This window comes from Entomohabitans teleogrylli, assembly GCF_001484765.1.
Classification (GTDB): Bacteria; Pseudomonadota; Gammaproteobacteria; order Enterobacterales; family Enterobacteriaceae; genus Entomohabitans; species Entomohabitans teleogrylli.
Map to the genome: position 1 here is coordinate 15211 of NZ_LLXO01000037.1, position 19867 is coordinate 35077.

Annotated in this window: 14 protein-coding genes and 2 tRNA genes; 2 read left to right on the plus strand and 14 right to left on the minus strand. The window is 51.8% G+C overall.

The features are described 5' to 3' along the window. Nucleotides 1-465 precede the first annotated feature (465 nt). The 11 genes from AQ981_RS27445 to tssB form a co-directional block, all read right to left on the minus strand. Nucleotides 466-810 (minus strand): hypothetical protein, encoded by a 345-nt coding sequence (locus tag AQ981_RS27445; protein ID WP_058914133.1) that lies wholly within the window; start codon nucleotides 808-810, stop codon nucleotides 466-468. Further along, nucleotides 794-1207 (minus strand): hypothetical protein, encoded by a 414-nt coding sequence (locus AQ981_RS23180; RefSeq protein WP_058914134.1) that lies wholly within the window; start codon nucleotides 1205-1207, stop codon nucleotides 794-796. Before AQ981_RS23180 ends, AQ981_RS27445 begins: the two co-directional genes overlap by 17 nt. 1 nt (nucleotide 1208) lies before the next feature. After that, complete coding sequence (locus AQ981_RS23185) at nucleotides 1209-1832, minus strand: hypothetical protein (protein WP_058914135.1); 624 nt, start codon at nucleotides 1830-1832, stop codon at nucleotides 1209-1211. A gap of 13 nt (nucleotides 1833-1845) precedes the next feature. Then, nucleotides 1846-4341 carry a type VI secretion system Vgr family protein gene (locus AQ981_RS23190; RefSeq protein ID WP_058914136.1) on the minus strand — a complete coding sequence of 832 codons (2496 nt, stop codon included), beginning with the start codon at nucleotides 4339-4341 and terminating at the stop codon, nucleotides 1846-1848. A gap of 11 nt (nucleotides 4342-4352) precedes the next feature. Then, nucleotides 4353-6998 carry a type VI secretion system ATPase TssH gene (tssH, locus tag AQ981_RS23195; protein ID WP_058914137.1) on the minus strand — a complete coding sequence of 882 codons (2646 nt, stop codon included), beginning with the start codon at nucleotides 6996-6998 and terminating at the stop codon, nucleotides 4353-4355. 190 nt (nucleotides 6999-7188) lie between these two features. Then, complete coding sequence (locus AQ981_RS23200; protein WP_000997070.1) at nucleotides 7189-7680, minus strand: Hcp family type VI secretion system effector; 492 nt, start codon at nucleotides 7678-7680, stop codon at nucleotides 7189-7191. Nucleotides 7681-7737: 57 nt separating this feature from the next. Next, the gene (locus AQ981_RS23205) at nucleotides 7738-9390 is read right to left on the minus strand and encodes an OmpA family protein (RefSeq protein WP_058914138.1); all 1653 of its coding nucleotides are present in this window, start codon (nucleotides 9388-9390) and stop codon (nucleotides 7738-7740) included. A 12-nt stretch (nucleotides 9391-9402) separates the two neighbouring features. Then, nucleotides 9403-10068: a type VI secretion system protein TssL, short form gene (gene tssL / locus AQ981_RS23210; protein ID WP_058914139.1), complete on the minus strand. Its 666-nt coding sequence runs from the start codon at nucleotides 10066-10068 to the stop codon at nucleotides 9403-9405. Then, entirely contained in the window at nucleotides 10065-11402 is a 1338-nt protein-coding gene (gene tssK, locus AQ981_RS23215; protein ID WP_058914140.1) for a type VI secretion system baseplate subunit TssK, read from the minus strand. The genes tssL and tssK overlap by 4 nt, the downstream gene beginning before the upstream one ends. Nucleotides 11403-11419: 17 nt before the next feature. After that, the gene (gene tssC, locus AQ981_RS23220; protein ID WP_058914141.1) at nucleotides 11420-12958 is read right to left on the minus strand and encodes a type VI secretion system contractile sheath large subunit; all 1539 of its coding nucleotides are present in this window, start codon (nucleotides 12956-12958) and stop codon (nucleotides 11420-11422) included. A 58-nt stretch (nucleotides 12959-13016) separates the two neighbouring features. After that, nucleotides 13017-13517, minus strand: a complete 501-nt coding sequence (tssB, locus tag AQ981_RS23225) for a type VI secretion system contractile sheath small subunit (protein WP_004968663.1) — start codon at nucleotides 13515-13517, stop codon at nucleotides 13017-13019. Between the two features lie 1349 nt (nucleotides 13518-14866). Between tssB and AQ981_RS23230 the strand changes: the two genes are divergently transcribed. Further along, nucleotides 14867-15661 (plus strand): integrase domain-containing protein, encoded by a 795-nt coding sequence (locus AQ981_RS23230; protein WP_058914142.1) that lies wholly within the window; start codon nucleotides 14867-14869, stop codon nucleotides 15659-15661. A 1062-nt stretch (nucleotides 15662-16723) separates the two neighbouring features. On the opposite strand, the gene AQ981_RS23235 is transcribed toward AQ981_RS23230, so the two are convergent. The 3 genes from AQ981_RS23235 to AQ981_RS23245 all read right to left on the minus strand — a co-directional run bounded on the left by AQ981_RS23235 (nucleotide 16724) and on the right by AQ981_RS23245 (nucleotide 18428). Next, nucleotides 16724-17941 carry an integrase domain-containing protein gene (locus tag AQ981_RS23235; RefSeq protein WP_058914143.1) on the minus strand — a complete coding sequence of 406 codons (1218 nt, stop codon included), beginning with the start codon at nucleotides 17939-17941 and terminating at the stop codon, nucleotides 16724-16726. Between the two features lie 273 nt (nucleotides 17942-18214). Continuing rightward, nucleotides 18215-18291 (minus strand) — tRNA-Met (locus AQ981_RS23240). A 60-nt stretch (nucleotides 18292-18351) separates the two neighbouring features. After that, a tRNA-Met gene (locus tag AQ981_RS23245) sits at nucleotides 18352-18428 on the minus strand. Between the two features lie 208 nt (nucleotides 18429-18636). On the opposite strand from AQ981_RS23245, the gene mltA reads away from it, so the two are divergent. Continuing rightward, entirely contained in the window at nucleotides 18637-19737 is a 1101-nt protein-coding gene (gene mltA / locus AQ981_RS23250) for a murein transglycosylase A (protein WP_058914144.1), read from the plus strand. Nucleotides 19738-19867 lie beyond the last annotated feature (130 nt).

Genomic DNA, 19867 nt, shown 5'->3' on the forward strand with positions numbered 1-19867 from the left:
GAAAATCAATACAATTTTCAAACTCAAAGAAAAAGTAGAATAACTCATCTTATATATCTTATGGGATGCCATATAAAAGATAGCAATACGCTAATTAATTAAATTTATGATTTAGTTATCATATAATGAGTGAATATCATTCTCATCAATATCAATCACAACTTGATTAGTTCTAATGTTAAAATATATTTTCTCAAGCCCTCCATTCAAACCAAGTCGCAACAATAAATATTCAATATCGATTGAATCCTCATCTTCAGACTCGCAATAACTATTATCCGTTTGAAAAAGATAATCTCCGTCTAGTTGACTACCGTATATGCCAATCCGAAACTTCATTATATCAAACAGCGATCTATATGTTTTTCCTTTCTAATCCATCTAGCATCAGTAAAATAATACCAAAAAATCGATGTAATAACCATGAGAGCGCGCTATGTGTTAGAGTCTACACACCCAAATACATTATCTTTTATCTCTGATATTAAGAAAACTACCATCCTTTATCCCAATGCCATTTCTTTCATCATATGAAATAATATCATAATTATCTAACTTATCATCATTCTTAAAATTAACGTATCCTTCCATAGTTAACCCACCATTCTTATTTCTTATTTCAACAGAATAAACATTTTGAGTTAATCTAAACACTTCCACATATACACCATTAACAAGCCGGGCATCCGGATAGCAAGTCAGTTGATGTTTTTGTATACTTGAGTTACCGTTATATAACAAAACAATCAGTCCCACACCACTGCCAAAAAGAATACTTAAAATAACCTTTTTACTACTTATCCTTACCATCTAAAAATTCCTTTTCCTGTTGAGGTACAACACTCAAAATACTATTATCCTTCATTTTTATAAACCATGATTCAATATTACTCTCATTGTATTCATTTTTTATATCAGAAATTAAACTAAAGTCTAATCTGCTCCCAATAAATAAAACTCCTCCCTTAAACAATAGAGAACCATTCTCATTATAAGCAGTCACATAGTAATGAGGTGCTTTCTCATGCTTGATATCCAGAAAGAAACCTCCATCACTTCCACCAAACCAGCGAGCATTAGGACTACAATGCAGTGACCATTCCGTATGCTCGGTAGTACCAGAGAAAACGGATAAAACTAGAGGTATTTTCTGTATAAATACAAATGACACAAAAATAACCAATATGTATATGATTTTACTAACCATATTAATAATCTACCTCTAACTTGTCATCTTTATATTTATATGTCAGATCTCTCGCTCTCCACTGTAGACTTTTCATATATTCAATAGGGGTAGAATATGATGATATTACCGAAGGTAAATCCAGATACTCCAGTAACTCATCAACAAACGTCGCGCAATTATTATCATATAATGTATATGGTGGTCTATCCTTATTTTTATTTTCTTTTTTCCGCTCCTCCAACCATGATATTGCTTTACTATAGACATTTTCCTTTCGAAAAATAGCACCCGATACATCTCCACTTTGCCCACTATTAACAGATAAACCGCGCAACATTTTTTTAAAAGAAGAAACAACTATTGAACCTCCTTTCATTCTTACATTTGCAACGCCTGTAGTCCGTACGATACCTAAATCAGCAGCATCATATCTTCCATACTCATAATATTTAGCTCCGCCAGATCCACCTTTAATTAATAACACGCCCGCATGACCTAAATAAGGAGCCTTATAACCACCCACTCCTATTTTATAATCAGGAAAAACCACTGGTATAATATAATCTTCCGTACCTGTTATATAAGCGGTTTCGACAGAATCTTCATCCTTCTTCAAATCTGAAGATGTGGTAGCTTTCCCCATCTTTTACCTCCCATTATTCATCAATGAAATATTTCTGCTCCACGAATAAATCCACCCTATTTGGTTTTTCAGAAAAAACACTTTCTGTTCTACCATTTGCATCAGTTACACCTTCAAGAACAGTTCCATCTGTTAGTCTTAATGTATATTTTATATCTTTCATCACATCACCTGTTTGCTGATCTTTTAGAATAAAAGATAAATTAAACATTCCGGAATCAATCACCGGAAACGCCATAACTTCCGGCGTCAGCTTCGCCTTTGGTTTACGCCCGTAATATCCGGCCTTAACGTTATATTCTCCCGGCGTTCCCGCTTCTATCCCGCAGGCATCCAGCCGGATGTAGCTGCCACCGCCGTTAAGGGTGATTTTCTTCTTCGCGGTGATCTTGATCTCATCTTCCGTACTGGTGATCTCTATCGATTGCTGTGCCAACAGTTCCATCAGATCGTTCTGTGCCTGTACCGAGATCGCCCCTTTATTGGCAAACAGTTTGATACCCGCTTTGCGTACAAACACGCTCAGCGCCTGACCCACACCGATAAACATATTCTTCACGACACCGATATCAGCGTGATTTCCTGCGTTCGCGATCAGGTTTTTCGATGCGGCCAGTTGCAGGTGCTCGCCGCTGGCGATCGCCACGCCCTTGGGTGCGCTTAGCAGGATCGCAGCCTGGTTCAGATCTTTTACGCTCTGTTGCAACAACGCAATCTGCGATGACAGATCTGCCGGATCGGCATTCGCCGTCTGCGCATCAGTGGACAGCGACTTCATCTGTGACTGTGCGCCATCCAGTATCGCCATTGCCGGAGCCATTTCGCACACCTGACCCTGCGCCTTGTCCTGCGCATCGGCGCTGATAAAAATCCCTTTCTTCGCCCGCACCGCGCCCCACATATCGGTACGCAGTTCAAAGCCTTCCCCGCGCTGCTGTTTCCCGGCATCCACCAGATGACCGAGGTTTAGCTGGCTCTTGCCGCCGTACTCGGTACTGACCTTGATATGCTCTTTGCCGCGCTCATCATCCAGCCGGATTTTGTTATTGGCCGGGGTGCGCAGAACGTTGCGCTTGTAGTTCTGAATGGTCACATGGCCAGTGTGTGCCGAGTCGTGTTTTACGCCTGCAATATAAGGTCGGTCCGGGTTGCCTTCCTCAAAGGCGATGCTGACTTCCGTTCCCGCCAGCAGCGGCAGGTGCAGGCCGTAGGTGTCTCCCGCATACGGGCGCGACTGGCGTACCCACAGGCTTTCATAACCCGGTTTCCACGTATCGCGGTCAAAGTCGAGGTTGACCCGGTAGCGCCCGTCCTTGTCGATATGGGCATAGATATCGTTTTTCACCGTGCTGGTGACCCGCGCCGGGAGCGTTCCGGCCATTACGGGGCGGGGGATAAGCGCCGGGCGGTAGCCATAGCGTTCTGAGTAGGGGATGGCAGTAAACGTCAGTTCATAGCTGCGGTCACGCGCCGCGCTGGCCGTCACGCCGGTAATCAGTACGCCCCTGAGGAACACCGCTGGCGCGTCGTCGCCCTGAACCCTGATTTCCAGCCCCGGCATCAGCAGTGAACTGGTGCTCTGGCCTTTGAGAATGGCCTGTTCATTCAGGTAGCGTTCGTGGCGGATACGGGCGTAAAACGCGCCGCTTTCCGCTGCCTCTTTATCGCCTTTTTGCAGGAAGTTGTCGGCATAGTGGTAGGCTTCGCCGTAGGTGGTGTTATCGCCCCCGGTGGCGTCATGCTGCTCTGTCATCATCTCCGCTGTGGCTTCACGGTAGTTGTAGTCCCGCGTGGTGACGCTTTTTTCCACCACGCTGTATGCCGTGTTCAGCCCCCATACGGCTTCCGTTTCACCATCAAACAGCCCTGAAGGATGGCGAAGCGGCAGCGTCAGTCCGCGCTCATAGCCGCTCTGGTCGTCGTAAAACTCGATAACCTCAATTTTCAGCCGCGCGTCGGTGGCGAAGCGAAACCAGATACCCACTTCCGACAGCAGGCGTGAGACAAACGTCAGGTCGTCCTCACCGTACTGCATCACCTGTTCGCGGGACGGGTATTCGCTTTTGAGGTTAAACACGAAGTCCTGACCGCGCATCTGGTGCCGCTCGCGCAGGATTTTTTCGACGATTTGTGGCACCGTCAAATTCTGGTAGATGGCGTTCTGGCGACTGCGGGCCAGCAGCGCCATACGGGGTTCAAGACGTACTTCGTAACGGGCTTCATCCTGTGACGATGACAGGTGTTTAAAGCCGGTGATGACCCCGTACAGGGTGCGCAGGACAGCCTGCACCGACATTCCCTGTACCGGTGGTGCCGTCAGGCTGAATGCGCCGTCCTGCATCAGTACCAACTCCGGCGCGATGGCTTTATCGCTGCTGGTAAACTGAATGTCGTAGCGGAACGGGGTACTCAGTTGTTCGCGACCTTCGAAGGTCAGCACATCCACCGGACTTTGCAGGCCGCGAATTTTGAGCTTGTGGTGTGAATGATCGAAATTCTGAATACCCATGACAGCCTCCGTTATTGCATCTCTTCCGTAGCGAACTCCAGTACAATCCCGTCTTCCTCATCCCAGCCAAGCCGCAGCCGGGCTGGCTTGTGGTGCGCAGCCTGCTGCGCCAGCAACTGCTGACTTAGTACCGGCAGGATTTGCTGGTTCAGCAGGCTGTCGATATTACGCGCACCGGTGTCCGGCAGCAGGCAGGCGGCGGTCAGCGCGTCATACAGGCTGTCGTTGATTTCCGTTTCCAGCCCATAGTGCTGACGAAGACGACGAACCACCTGCGCCAGTTTCATTTCCACAATGGTGCGCATCGCCTCCTGTCCCAGCGGGCGGTAAATCACCGTCTGAAAACGCGCCATCAGTGCAGGCTGGAAGTGCTCGCGCAGCAGGGGGTACAGCAGTTCATGCAGGTCTGCGTCCGTGGCGTCCGGTTTTTCCTCCAGCAACTGCATGATGTGGTCGCTGCCCAGATTAGCCGTCATCAGAATCACGGTGTTGCGGAAGTCAATTTCCCGCCCTTCGCCGTCGCGCATAAAGCCCCGGTCAAATACCTGATAGAACAGGTTCATTACGTCGCGGTGCGCCTTTTCCACTTCGTCGAGCAGCACCACGCTGTACGGGCGTTTGCGAACGGCTTCGGTGAGTACGCCGCCCTGACCGTAACCAACGTAGCCCGGAGGCGAACCTTTCAATTGGGAAACGGTATGCGGTTCCTGATATTCGGAGAGGTTGATGGTGATAAGGGATTTTTCACCGCCAAACAGGGTGTCGGCCAGTGTGAGCGCAGTTTCGGTTTTACCGGTGCCGCTGGGGCCGGTCAGCAGGAATACCCCCTGCGGGCCGTTCTCCGGCGTGAGGCCTGTTTTAGCCGCCCGCAGCCGCTGTGCGATGGCGCAGAGCGCCGGGCGTTGCCCGACAATGCGGTTTTCAAGGCTTTGTTCCATACTGAGCAGGTCGCTCTGCTCGTCCCTGAGCAGGGAAGAGAGCGGGATGCCGGTCCAGTCCGCCACCACAGTGGCGACGGCGCGGGCGTCCACATCCAGTGCCAGCAGTGGTGCAAAGCCCTGATGCGTCCGCAGTTGCTGTTGCAGTTCAGTGCTGTCTGTCCCTTCCTGACGCAACGTCATAATCTGCTGCGCCAGTGCCTTTTCCTGCTGATACTGCGCTTCCAGATGACCGGCTTCTGCCTGTAGCTCATCATGCAAATCGGTCAGTTCCGCCAGCCGCTCCGGGCTGGTTTTGGGATAAAACACGCTGTCCTGCTCAATCGCCTCCCGCTCGATATCCAGCGCCGCCAGTCGCGCATGAAGCTGCGTCAACGGTTCCGGGAGAGTGTCAAGGCTCATGCGGACTCTTGCTCCGGCGGTATCCAGCAAATCAACCGCTTTGTCCGGCAGCTGGCGTCCGGTCAGATAGCGGCGCGACAGGCGCACGGCGGTCTGAATGGCGCTGTCCAGCATATGCACGCCGTGGTGCTGTGCATAGCGGGCTTTCAGCCCCCTGAGCATCAGGCAGGCGGTGTCATCATCCGGCTCGTCGACTTTCACCATCTGGAAGCGGCGTTCCAGCGCGGCGTCGCGCTCAAAATACTGTTTGTATTCGCTCCACGTGGTTGCCGCGATGGTGCGCAGCTCGCCCCTTGCCAGCGCCGGTTTCAGCAGGTTCGCCGCATCCGCGCCGCCCGCCTGATTACCCGCGCCGATAATGGTATGGGCTTCATCAATAAACAGCAGTACCGGCTCCGGCGATTTCTGTACCGCATCAATCACGTTTTTCAGCCGCTGTTCAAATTCACCTTTAACACCCGCGCCAGCCTGTAACAGACCGAGGTCCAGCGTGCGGATATGCACCGTTTTCAGGCTGTCCGGCACGTTGCCTTCGGCGATACGCAGCGCCAGCCCTTCCACCAGTGCGGTTTTGCCCACACCCGGTTCTCCCACCAGAATCGGGTTGTTTTTACGGCGGCGGGAGAGGATATCGACCATCTGGCGAATTTCCGTGTCGCGCCCGAATACCGGATCGATTCGCCCGCTGCGGGCTTTTTCCGTCACGTCTTCGGTAAAGCGGTTAAGTACCGCCAGCAGGGCGTCATCCTGTTTCCCCGTCAGCGTGTTTGCCGGTGCGTCCGTCGTTGCCTCCTCTGGTTGCGTGGATGTCAGCGGTTCGGTGACCTGTGGCTGACGTGCCGGACATTCATCCGACTGCGCATCCAGCAGGGGACGCAGCCGCTCAAGCTGCACACGGCTCAGGCTCAGCAATACCCACAGGTCATTACAGGCGGGCAGCATCGGTTTTTCTGTCAGCGCCATCAGCAGGTGCTGGCTGCGGATTTGCGGGTCGTCGCCTTCCAGCGAGGCAATCAGCCACGCCTGTCTGATAAGCGCCGTCAGGGGTTCAGAAAGCTGCGGACGTTCGCGGACCGAGCGGGGTAAGGTGTCCAGATGTGCCAGCAGAGACTGCCAGAGCGTGTCGATATCCCATTCATAGCGGCGGGCAATCACCGTGATATCGCCTTCTCCCTGCTCCAGCAGTTTCAGCAGCCAGTGTTCAATGGTTATCTCTGCATGGGCGCGGGTCTGACACAGTGAGGCGGCAGCGTCCAGCGCCCGCGCACAGTACGGGTTAAGGCGACGCAGCAGCGCGGCGGGGTGATTTCCGGTCATAGAAGGTTTCCTTATCGTGTTCTGTATTCCTGCGATCTGCGTTCAGGTACGCTACCGCCCATAGCCGTTACCTCACTCAGGCCCATCAGGTATCACCAGATTGTGGGTATGCTTTGCTCAGTACCGGTGCCTGCGGCACTGGGCAAAGCACACAACAGAAAGGCAGACAGTTTCCTGTCTGCCACGGTTATCAGGCGGAAGGACGTTCATTCCACGAGTCGGAATGAATGATGTTGCCGTCTTTGTAAGTCCAGGTGATTTTCTCGTAGCGGAACTCAATGCGTTCCAGGTGGTTATGCTTCTCTTTGGAAGGCTCCTTGATGTCGTGCATCAGCGGAGCGACTCTGACCAGCTTGACGTTATCCAGCGTGATGTTGAAGTACTCCACTTCCTGACCGGCGTCGTTGATGCGGTAAAACTTAAATTCCGCCGTTTTCAGGGTCTGGCCGGTGGTGACTGCTTTGTAGAGATACGGGCTGGACGCATCGATTTCTTTGGTAAACGTAAAGGGCTTGTGAGTACGGGTACCGGTCAGTTTGCCGGTGTTGTTGTCGGTCGGGATGTACACATCGTGATCCAGCGCCACCACTTCGATGCTGCCTTCGCGCCCTTGGACGTCTACGGAACCTTTGATATCTGCGCCGCCGTCATCTTTCAGCCAGAGATAAGCAGGAATAGCCATGAGAATTACTCTCCTTGTTAGTGTGATTGAAGCACCGCCTTCTTCCGGCGGTATGTTTTATTTCACGTCCTGACAGGCGTCAGAACGCGGAACAAGACTGATTTCGACGCGCCGGTTGACTGCCCGGCCCTGTGGCGTATCGTTGGTCGCCGCAGGCTGGCTCTCACCCAGTCCCTGTACGGCAAAACAGGTGGCCGGGATGTCGCTGGTCTGCAGCATCCAGTTACGCACCGCTTCGGCACGTCGCAGCGATAACTGCTGATTGCTTTTTTCGTCGCCGGTGGCGTCGGTATATCCGGCCACGAGGATAAGCCAGCCCGGTTTTGCCCGGATGTTCACCAGTGCGTCCACCAGCACTTTTGTCGAGCCGTCTTTCAGGCGGGCCTGTCCGACGTCAAACAGCGACATACTGTCAAGACGTACGGTCTGCGCCTGAAGCGAGGCTGTCACTTCCATTTTTTGCTCAGGCGGACGCCAGTCACGAATGGCGCGTAATACCGGCTGGCGGATTTGTTCGCCGGGGTATAACCCCAGACCGAGACGCAGTGGCTCTCCTTCCCGGTAATACCCATCGAGCATGACCGCATCGTCTTTCAGCACCGACAGACGACGGGCTTTGGTGATAAATTCCTCCGCCGGAACGGCATAAAACTGGTGCAGATCGTCACCGATATGCCGTAATAACTGGCGATTTGCCGTGGCTGACAGGCACAACATGGTGATACCCGCCACGGTGGTGATGCCCAGCATGGTCACGCAGGCTCGTCGCAGCGGGGTAAAGCCCGACTGACGCGGCAACCGCCGTAACAGGGCATCCGGAAACGGCAGCTTGGCGTCTGTGCCGGTGTCCGCGATATCCGTCGTCAGGCCGGTTCTGGCGGTGATCCACACTTGCCACAGGTTGTTATCCACCGCTGGCAACGAGGTGACCAGCCCCACGGCCATCGCCAGTGGCGGGCATTTCGCCTCCGGGCCGTTCAGTGCCGTCAGCACATTAAGATTCAGCCACTGCATCAGGCTTTCAGCTTTCAGCAGGTAACAGAGTCGCTGACTGCGCTCCTGTACGCCGGATTGTGCAATCCACTGCGCGGGCATCGCGTTCTCTGTGGATGTTGCTACCTGAACTTCGTCTCCGGTACAGATAAACCACGGTGAATTCGCTCTCTCCGGCAACGGCGAGCCGGACAGCCCGCTCCAGAGAAGCCAGGGGACGTTTACGCCCGCCCGGCGACGCACTGTCGCCATACTGTGGGCGAACCGGCGCAGTTGTCCGGTCAGAACCGCCGCATCCCGGTACATGCCGGGCATGACGGTATACGCCACGGCAAGCTGCGATGCCCACGCCGGGCGAAGGGTCAGTAATCGCTCCGCCTGCGCCACAAGCTGTTCTTCATCAGAAACATGCAGATACAGCCCTTCTGAAACCTGCCGGACCGGGCTGTCAGTGAACAGATGCGCCGACATATCGCCACAGACCAGCACTACCGGTTGTCGGTACGTTTCCGGCGGCAGCGATAACAACCCGGCATCGCCGGTCATCTCCGTCCACGCCTGCCTGCGCCGGTAAATCAGCAACGCGGCAACCGTCAGAACGATAGCCGCCGCCCCGGCCCATCTCAGTACGCCAGACGGACTGATAAACACCGACCACAGCACCAGCAGTAACACCATTCCCCACAGCACGACGACCTGTTTCAGCGTGTTCCTCACTCACGACTCCCTTTACCGCAGGCTTTGCGGCAGCAATTCATCCACCAGCACGTTCAGCCAGTGGTGCAGTCCCCACCAGACACCGGCCAGTAGCAGCGTCAGTGTTACCAGCCAGAAAAACGGCGAATGCAGCAAAGGGTGCTGACGGGGGGATAACGGCACGTTCAGTACCGCCGTTTCCGGCAGCACGCCAAATGGCGCGACCAGCCCGTTGAGCGTCGAAATAAGTTGGTCACGCTCCGGGGCCACCGGATCCTGATAACGCCCGCGAAATCCCAGCAGCAGGACACGGTGAAAGCAGGTCAGCACTGCCTGTGCAGGCGCGGGCTCCTGCAACACCTGCTTCATCCGCTCGTACAGCAGCTCGCCTGCCTGCAGGGTGTTGAAGAAATGCGACTGGAGTGGATCCTTCATCCAGATGGCCTGACCGTCGTCCATGCCGCTGCGACTCAGGACTGTTTCGTCCAGCAGGGCGCACTGTGCGTAAGTAATGTGCTCCACGTTCTCCCGGCTGAACCCGGCATCTTTCAGGCGTTCGCGGACCCCCTCCACCTGCCGCTGGCAGTGGCGATACAGCTCCATACCGTGACGCACGGTGGTTCCCTGACGCAGTTCCACCACCGTCAGAAACGTGTCGCGCAGCAGCGCGTCGATATTGATATCCGTCTCTTTTTTCATGTGCGCAGCACCGCAAACAGTTCAGGTTTCAGGTCGCCCATTGTTCCCGGCGCATAAATCATGCAGCACCCGGACTCCAGCATCGATTTAGCCGCGTCACTGTGCATATCCAGCGCAAAATACTGGTTCTCCAGTCGCAGCGGCAGCGCCGCCGGAACTGAGGTCAGTGGCACCAGTGGAACACCGTTCAGCGCCACATTGATAAGCAGCGTGACGTCATCAGGCGCACCGATTTTGCAGACCAGCGGTAGCTGGTGCAGTACCTGATGCGCAGGCAGAGAGGAACGGACGGACAGGTAAAAATCGGCCTCTTCCCGCAGGCGCGGATCGTGCAGGTCTGCTTTCCAGCGGTTGCCCGGCAGGGATTCCAGATCCAGCGCGATCACCCGTGACGGCAGGCTGGCTTCCAGCAGTTCGCTGAGCAGGGAGAAAAGTGGCGGAAAGACAGTGGACGGCGATTCGTGGACATAGGGCGGGACGGCGCTGACGTTATGTTCAAGGGAAAACGTCAGCAGCGCCCCGGCAAGCCTCGCCAGCTCCCGCCAGACCAGTTCGGGATGAACTGCCGGGTAGCGCAGGAAATCACTCAGCACCGGCTCAGCGGAATTAAGCGCGTTAAGCAGCCAGAACAGGGAGACATCGGCGACGGCAAAGTCCGCCATGCGCTGGTTGCTTTCCCGGCGCATCGCCATCAGACGCTGGCACTTCGCCCGCAACTGCAACAGCAGCGTGTCCAGACGCTGTACCAGTCCGTCATGGGCGTTAAACGCCAGCAATGGCGGAATATAGCCCTCATCCTGTTTCCAGTTGCCCTGAACATCCCGCACCAGACGCGCCAGTGGGCAGGTGATGTAATCCTGATTGTTATCATGAGCAAAGCGCAGGGACAGCGCATGACGCTCAACGGCCATATCTTCACTGTCACTACCGTAGATATCCTGCACCTTTTGCCATTCCTGACGATAGCGCAGCGGTCTTTCAGTCTGCTCACCCTGACCGAGATTACCGCCGTTACCATGCGCAAGCGGGAGCGCCAGCAGAACAACCGCGCTGTCGTTCGTCAGCGCGCGCAGATCGCAGGCGAGCGGCAGAACATCGCTCACGTCAGAATCGATCAGCGTGCCATCAGCAAAACGCAGGCGTACTGCCTGCGTTTTCAGCTTTCCGAGCGTCAGGGCATCGCGGTCAAAGATCACATTCGCGATCCCCCACGGATGACGAATACAAAGTTGTGCAATGCTGTCATTACTGAACGCTTCCCAGCGGGCCTGCTGCTGAAACTGCTGAGAAGACAGGAATGTCCCCTCAGCCCACAGTGGTCGATGAATTTTCATATCACACCACGGCCCGGTCAGGCTTTCGCTTTCGGCATCTGGGAAACCAGTGACAGGTTGATATCCATCCCTTCAATCTGGAAATGCGGCACGGCAAAGAGTCTGACGCGGAAGAAGCCCGGATTGTCCTCAATATCTTCCACGATAACCTTACCGTCGCGCAGCGGGTGAGAAGCCTGCAGTTCATCTCCCGGATCGGTCATCTCCGTCACCAGCGTGCGGATCCAGGTGTTCAGTTCCAGTTCCAGCACGCGTCTGTCTTTGGTGGTACCGATATTCTCGCGCTGGATGATTTTCAGGTAATGCGCAATGCGGGACAGCAGGAAGATGTAGGGCAAACGGGCGTTAATACGGCTGTTGGCAGTGGCGTCAGCGGTATCATACAACGCCGGTTTCTGGGCGGAGTTTGCCGAGAAGAAGCAGGCGTAATCGCGATTCTTATAATAAGAGAGCGGAATAAAGCCAAGGTTGGCAAATTCAAATTCGCGGGTTTCCGGGATCATCACTTCGGACGGAATTTTGACCTGATTGCCGGTGCCGAGATCGTAAAGATGGATTGGCAGATCGGCCACTGCGCCACCTGCCTGTGGACCACGGATCTGCACACACCAGCCATTATTCACAAAGCTCTTCACCATATTGGCGGCAAAAGCGAACGAGGCGTTTGTCCACAGGTACTTTTCGTGATCCGGACCTTTGACTTCTTCCACATAGTTAAAGCTGCGTACCGGCACCGTGTCCGGCCCGTACGGCAGACGCCCCAGTACGCGCGGCATCACTAATCCCACGTAGCGGCTGTCATCCGTATCGCGGAACGATTTCCATTTAATATATTCTGCGCGGTCAAAGTAGTTGCCGATATCTTTAATCGCGGCGACTTCTTCCATCGAGTTTTTAAGGAAGAATTTCGGTCCGACGGAACCGATAAAAGGCATATGGGAAGCGGCAGACACTCTGGAAATATTGCGCAGCAGGGCAATATCCTGCGGGCTGTTATCAAATTCATAGCTGGAAATTAATGAGGCAACAGGTTCGCCACCCGGCGTATCGTACTCCTGAATGTATGTATGACGATATAAACCGCTCTGAATGATTTCCGGGGAGTCGTCGAAATCCTGACGCAGATGCTCTTTGCTGATATCCAGCAATTCAATTCTGACATTTTTGCGAAAATCAGTGCGCTGTACGACGAACCATGTGCCGCGCCACAGCGACTCGACTTTCTGGAATTCAGGATGGTGCATGACCGCATCAAGCTGCTTACTGATTTTCTGATCCAAATCGTCGATATGAAAATCCAGCAGGCTCTTGTCGAGCTTGACCACGTTCTCGCCTGATTTCGCCAGACAGGAAAGCAGAACGTGAATCGCCGCTGTCACGCGCTCATCGGGTGAGGCATCCGCCAGTGTTTCGCTGTTTTGCCATGAATCTATTTCCTGAATGAAAGACACCGGGGTTAAATTAATTTTATCAAACAGGGACTGATAAACGCCGCCGGACTCAGTGGTGGTCAGTGTTGCAGTTTCAGAGGTGGCATGTTCTTGTTGTACAGACATCAGCATTTCCTTTTCAGTGATCCTTTCTTCTCCGGTTTAACCTGAATATCACTTCGGGTTAAACGTTCTCCTGCGGCGCAATTTTCGCCAGCTCATCACGCAGTTCTGAACTGAGCGTTGGGTCTTTCAGGATATTTTCCAGTTCACGACGAAACGTCGCGTTATCCAGCAGATTGGATTTCAGGTCACGTAATAAATTGCGCATAGCGAGTAATACACGAAGCTGTGGGATATTTTTTGCTACCTGTTCGGGTTCAAAATCTTTCAGGCTTTTAAATTCAAGCGCGATATTTTGTTCATTACCGGTTCCACTTAGAGTGTCCTCTACTGTTAAATTAACTGCAGGCGAGAACTCAGCCATAACGCTGTTGAAGTTGTTTTTATTGATATCAACCTTGTCCCGTTCGGACAGCGGACGTTGCTCTTTCCCGTTACTGTAATCGCCAACAGCAAGAAGCTTGAGGGGGAGTTCAACTTTCTTTTTGGCATTGCCTGTATGCAGGTCAAGCTTGATATTTACACGAGCGGCGGGAACTTCATTCTGGAAACTGTCGGCCATATCCTTTTCCTCATCATCCACTTTCATCAGGAGTGCGAAATAATCACGCGTGTGACTACCCCATAAGGATTATGACTATATAAAGATAAAAAACAAGAACAAATATAGAGACAGAAATATCATTTATAACCTCGGTGAATATTTTAAACTCGTATCTCAGAATAATATTATTTGAGAATAATATCTCATTCTTAGATATTTCAATCTGTTAACCGGGTGGTTAAGTTGGATCATGCATATGCCGGCATAAAAATATGGAAAAATAAGCAGATATACATCTCAAAATTTTATTTTTCAGAATGCGGAAGGGCCATTAATTCGCTTGGATGTATTTGTCATGTGAATGTATTTTTCGGACCCAATAAAAAATGATGTTTACGTATAAATTAATATAGTGAATGTGGTGGCTGCAAAAACATAAAAATAAAGTATGGTACACGGATTAGACCGTGTTATGCAAAAGATATTGGTGCAATACCCCGATTTATTTCATTTTTACAAACTTCTTAAACGAGTAGTGGTTTGTTTGTGATATTAAAATCTAATCCATTCAGTGGTGGAGACCTTAAAGCCGGTTTGTTTACAGGGTGAAACTTGTGGAATTTTTTTCAGACAAGAACAGTTTTTCCTTTCTGTACCCGTTGCATTCAGGTAATTTTGCTTTCGCAACGAACTGCCCTTCGGGCAGCCCTTACGCTTCATGACCTGCAAGAAGCGCCTGATGAATCAGGACGGTCGCCTTTACCGGTGCAGACCTCAGAAAACGCCGGCCGCGGTTCACTGCGACAGAGGCTTAGCGATACAAAAACAAATCCCTTTAACCGTGCCAGTTTGCTGGTCAAAATTTCTACAGCACCGGAAACATCCCGGTCAATTCGCACATTTGCTAACAGCCAGTGTCTTCTGTCTTTACGGGCTGCGGCCTGCATTGCCGTAAGGCTTTGCTGCCGCGTGGCCGTAAAACTGCACCAGAAACGCAATGTTAAAACACTGCACCAGTGCCAGTGCGTCACTTTAACCGCGCAGAGCGGGAAAGTGACGCACGCAAGCCCTTTCGACCTGCACCAGAAAACTCAACTGCGCCAGCTCATGGCTGGATTCTGACACCGGCTTTTCAGGCCATTTACCCATAAGGAGAACATGAACCGATACCGGGGCGGATCAGGACGATCCGGGGGATGACCCGCGCAAGCGGGCGGCTGCTCTGAGAGCACAACCGAAGCCCCACCACACCTCAACGGCTGCCGCCCCGACAAAAAACAGGGGCTATCGGCCTGTGCGCCGGGGAAAGCTGTATCAGTGTTGAGTTTTTGGGGGTGAGTTTGCGGCAATCATGAAAGGGGGAGAATATGGGGATTCTGGAGCAGGAAATGAAGCGACTGGCACAGCAGGCAAGCGGCAGCCATAAGACCGTTCACGACCGCATTAAGCTGGCGCAGCGGTTTTGTGAACGTCTGGTTCTGGCGCAGAACGTACAAATCCGCCGGGTGGAGCAGCTTAAGGCGCGGCATATTGAAGGCTATGTCCGTGAACGACTGGCGCAGAGTGAGCGACTGAATAACCGCTCGCTGGGCCTGTCTGGCGCATCCCGTGACGGTACGAAGCAGGCCATAATGCCGGAACATTACCACCATGTGCTGGAAACCGCCCATGCAAAAGATCCGGGGATGGCAGCGGCGCTGGAACTCTCAAGGCTGATGGGCCTGCGTTCGCAGGAGGTGGTGCAAAACGTACAGTCGCTGAAAACGTGGAAACAGGTGCTGGATCGCGGTGAGTCCCGGTTAATGGTGGTTTTCGGCACCAAAGGTGGACGGCCCCGCGAGACAATTATTCTTGATGCTGTCGCTGTCAGAAAAGCGCTGGATAATGCGCTGGCTGTGTCAGAAGATCACCACGGCAGGCTGATAGATAAACCCGACCTGAAAAGCGCGATGAAATACTGGCACAGCCAGGCGGCGGGCCTTGGTTTAACTGGCGCATATCCCCCGCACTCGTTGCGCTATGCCTGGGCGCAGGATGCGATCCGTCACTATCTGGCGCAGGGTTACAGCGAAAAAGAAGCGCTGGCGATGACGGCGATGGATCTGGGCCATGGCGACGGGCGCGGGCGGTATGTGGCGCAGGTTTACGGGAGGAGAGATTGATTGACAAACAATAATAGTTTTTAACTCGTAAAATATGATTATTAATCGGTATATGGGTGATTTTATGACAGTTGTCATAAAATATACGGACAAGCAGGCGCGGCTAATTGATAGTCGTTACCTTGAAGAGATTGTGTTATTCATCGATTTTCACCCCAAATTATTTGCCACAAATAATTTGGGGTGATTTCCTATTAATTTTGCGTTATTCATCGGTTTTCGTACAAAAAATTTTGGAGGCAAAATTTTTTGTACGCTTTCCTATCAACACTGACAGGAACAATAATCACTGACTATTAAGATCGTAATTATTTATGATAGATCAATTAGTTATGTTTATGTGAATCATTTTTAATAGCCATCACGTTATAAAATACCTTTTATTCATCGTTTTTCACCGAAAAAATTTCTACGTAGAAATTTTTTGTACAGTTTCCTCTCAATAACTCCCCTTGTGAACGGTTTAGACTATTAACAGGTCTCTGGTGCAGCAGTATATTGATTTTACTGATGATTGCGCCAGTAAAAGGGAAAGGCCGGAAAGGGTAAGGGGCGGGTTAAGGGTAACAGCGCCAGACCGGAAAAGGCCAAAGGGCTTAAAAGGCTAAAGCTGGCGCAGATTGTATATCCGATGATGCCTGGCGCAGTCCTGCCGTATACGGCGATGGCATGCTGGTGCAGATAAACTGTGACAGTGAACTGGTGCAACTCTGATGTGCTGGTGAGTCAGTTTCTGGTGCAGATTGTCTGGCTGTGCTCACCAGAAATTCTTTATCATGAATAATTTTTGATACTTACCTGTTGATTCGTGAAATATTGATAGGTTTTCATGCAAAATTATTCTACATCGAATAATTTTGTACGCTTTCCGATTAATAACTAAAAAATTGAAGGAAAAACCGTTCAATACAAAAAGCAGATCCGGATTCAATCAGGATCTGCTTTTTCATTATTCAACAAATGACGCAATGGCAGGCTCAGGCCACCTTACGCTGCTGCGCATAAATATATAGCGCAGCGTCCCCCTCGCAGCTCACGTCCAGATAAGGCGAGTCACTTTGTTCATTTGTTTACCCCATACATTGCGGGTAAAGTCGAACTTACCTGTTTTCCCCACCATACCATTACTTCAACCCGTTGCTCAAGGTAGGTCGAGCGGTTATAAGCTGCGCGTGTTTTGTCACTTTGAACATGAGCAAGTACAGCTTCGATAACATCAGGGGAAAAACCGGCTTCATTCATGGCGGTACTACCGATAGCCCGAAAACCATGTGACACCAGTTCTCCCTTATAGCCGATCCGTTTAAGCGCAGCGTTAACAGTCTGGCGATGCATTGAACGATCAAGGTGAATACGGCCTGGAAACAAAAAGCGCGAATTCTGACTCAGCGGTTTTAATTGCTCTAGAATCCATAGTGCTTCTGGCAATAATGGGATCTGGTGTTCACGGCGTTTCTTCATCCGTTCTTTAGGAATTGTCCAGACCTTTTTGCCCATATCAATTTCCGACCATTCGGCTTCTGCCGCTTCAACAGGACGTGTTAATGTCAGTAACTGCCATTTAATCAGATATCGGGTTAACAGCCCCAAATTGGTTGTTTCAATTCGACGTGTTAGCTCAGGTATACGTTCAGGGCGGATAGTCGGCATATGCTCTGTCTGCGGTTTTTTAAACACCTGTCCAACACGAGAAAGCGGGTTAGCTTCTATAAGCCTCAGATTGACAGCAAACTCCATAATTTCGTTAACGCGTTGTATAAGGCGGCTCAGGGTTTCAAGTGCTCCCCGAACTTCGACGGGTTTTAACGCTGTAATTAATGTTGGTGCTTTTATCTCGGCTACGGATAGGTCACCAAGCGCAGGAAATACATCACGCTCCAGCGATGACCAGATTTGCGTGGCGTGTTTTTCTGAAACAACCTCCCGTTTAACGTCATGCCATTTTCTAGCCACAACTGAGAAGCGGCTCTCTTCAGTTATTTTGGCCTGTGTTTTTGCTTCGCGTTCGAGATCTTTTGGGTCAATGCCTTTAGCCAGTAAAGAAAGATATTTCTGATGTTCAATACGTGCATCAGCAAGAGTAAGTTCGGGATAGGATCCCAGACTGACTTCTGTGCCTTTACCTGTTGATGGACGCGTATAGCGAAATCGCCAGTATTTTTTGCCGGAAGGTTTCATTTGTAGGCACAAACCTTTGCCGTCAAACAGAAGATAGGGCTTGGTAGAGGGCTTTGCTTTCTGGATCTCAGAAGCGGAAAGTGGACGGGTTACAATTGCCATCTTAACTCCTTAGAAAGATTCGGCCAGAGGCCGGTTTCAGAAGAACAGATAGCTTGTAGGCTCCAGAATTTAATGAATTTTTTCCGCAAACAATTCAAAATGAGTGTATGAAATTAGTGGATCTCAACGGTACACTCATTCGTCTACTCATTGTCTCTGGCTTCCCTGAAACGGGTAAGGAAGTATAAGAACGAAAAAAAAACCGCAAGCCGTTTATAGCTACGCGGCTTCTTATATTCTAAGGACTTGTACGGACGCCTTAAAACAACGAGTTGGTTGCGGGGGCCGGATTTGAACCGACGACCTTCGGGTTATGAGCCCGACGAGCTACCAGGCTGCTCCACCCCGCGTCCGTCTTTATACCTGATGTGGTTTGCGCCACCGGTATAAACTTCTCAAATTGTCTTAATTGGTTGCGGGGGCCGGATTTGAACCGACGACCTTCGGGTTATGAGCCCGACGAGCTACCAGGCTGCTCCACCCCGCGTCCGTGGGTGCGCAATATACTCTGCTGACTCGTCAATGCAACCTTTTTTTAAAATAATTCGCTGATTTCAGGTTCAAATGCTGAAATATAACCCTGATTGGCGTTTTTTTATGCGACCCGCACACTTCCGGGCGGAACGCATTTCAATAGCCGCACGGGTTTGCTATCTTCGCGAAGCATCTGCTGTAACTGATATGACGAGAGAATAATGAAAGGACGTTGGCTTAACTACCTGTTTACTGGCGCGATGATTGCTGTTCTGGCCGCCTGTTCCTCCAAACCGACCGATCGCGGCCAGCAATATAAAGATGGCAAACTGACCCAGCCTTTCTCGCTGGTGAACCAGCCTGACGCCGTCGGCGTGCCGATTAACGCCGGTGATTTTGTCGAGCAGGTGAGGCAGATTCGCAGCGCATCCCCGCGGCTCTATAATAACCAGAACAGTGTCTACAGCGCCGTTCAGGAGTGGCTGCGCGCTGGCGGCGACACCCGTAGTCTGCGCCAGTTTGGCCTTGACGCCTGGCAGATGGAAGGCGCCGATAACTACGGCAACGTCCAGTTTACCGGTTACTACACGCCGGTTATTGAAGCGCGTCGCACCCGGCAGGGCGCATTCCAGTATCCCATCTACCGTATGCCGCCGAAACGTGGCCGCCTGCCTTCCCGGGCGCAGATTTATGCCGGCGCTCTGAGCGATAAGTATATTCTGGCGTACAGCAATTCGCTGATGGATAACTTTATTATGGATGTCCAGGGCAGCGGCTATGTCGATTTTGGCGATGGTACCCCGCTGACCTTCTTTGGCTATGCCGGGAAAAACGGCCACGGCTATTACAGTATTGGTAAGGTGTTGATCGATCGCGGCGAAGTAAAGCGCGAAGATATGTCGATGCAGGCCATCCGCCACTGGGGCGAAACCCACAGCGAGGCCGAAGTGCGCGAGCTGCTGGAGCAGAATCCGTCATTTGTGTTCTTTAAACCAGAAGTGTATGCGCCGGTGAAAGGCGCCAGCGCCGTGCCGCTGGTTGGCCGCGCATCGGTGGCGTCGGATCGTTCGATTATTCCGGCCGGCACTACGCTGCTGACCGAAGTACCGCTGCTGGATAACAACGGCAAATTTACCGGGCAGTACGAGCTGCGAGTAATGGTGGCGCTGGATGTCGGCGGCGCGATTAAAGGGCAGCACTTCGATATTTACCAGGGGATTGGCCCGGAAGCCGGACATCGTGCCGGCTGGTATAATCACTATGGCCGCGTCTGGGTGCTGAAAACGGCGCCGGGAGCCGGCACCAGCGTATTTAACGGTTAACTTTTACGTCTGACGGGGCAGCGACTGTCCCGTCGGCGTTACTATCCTGTCTCCATGCCTTTCTGACGGCGCGTGCCGCCAGAGGGGGCGTCATGTATAATCAGCCGGTTTTTTCATTGCTCTTTTCCGA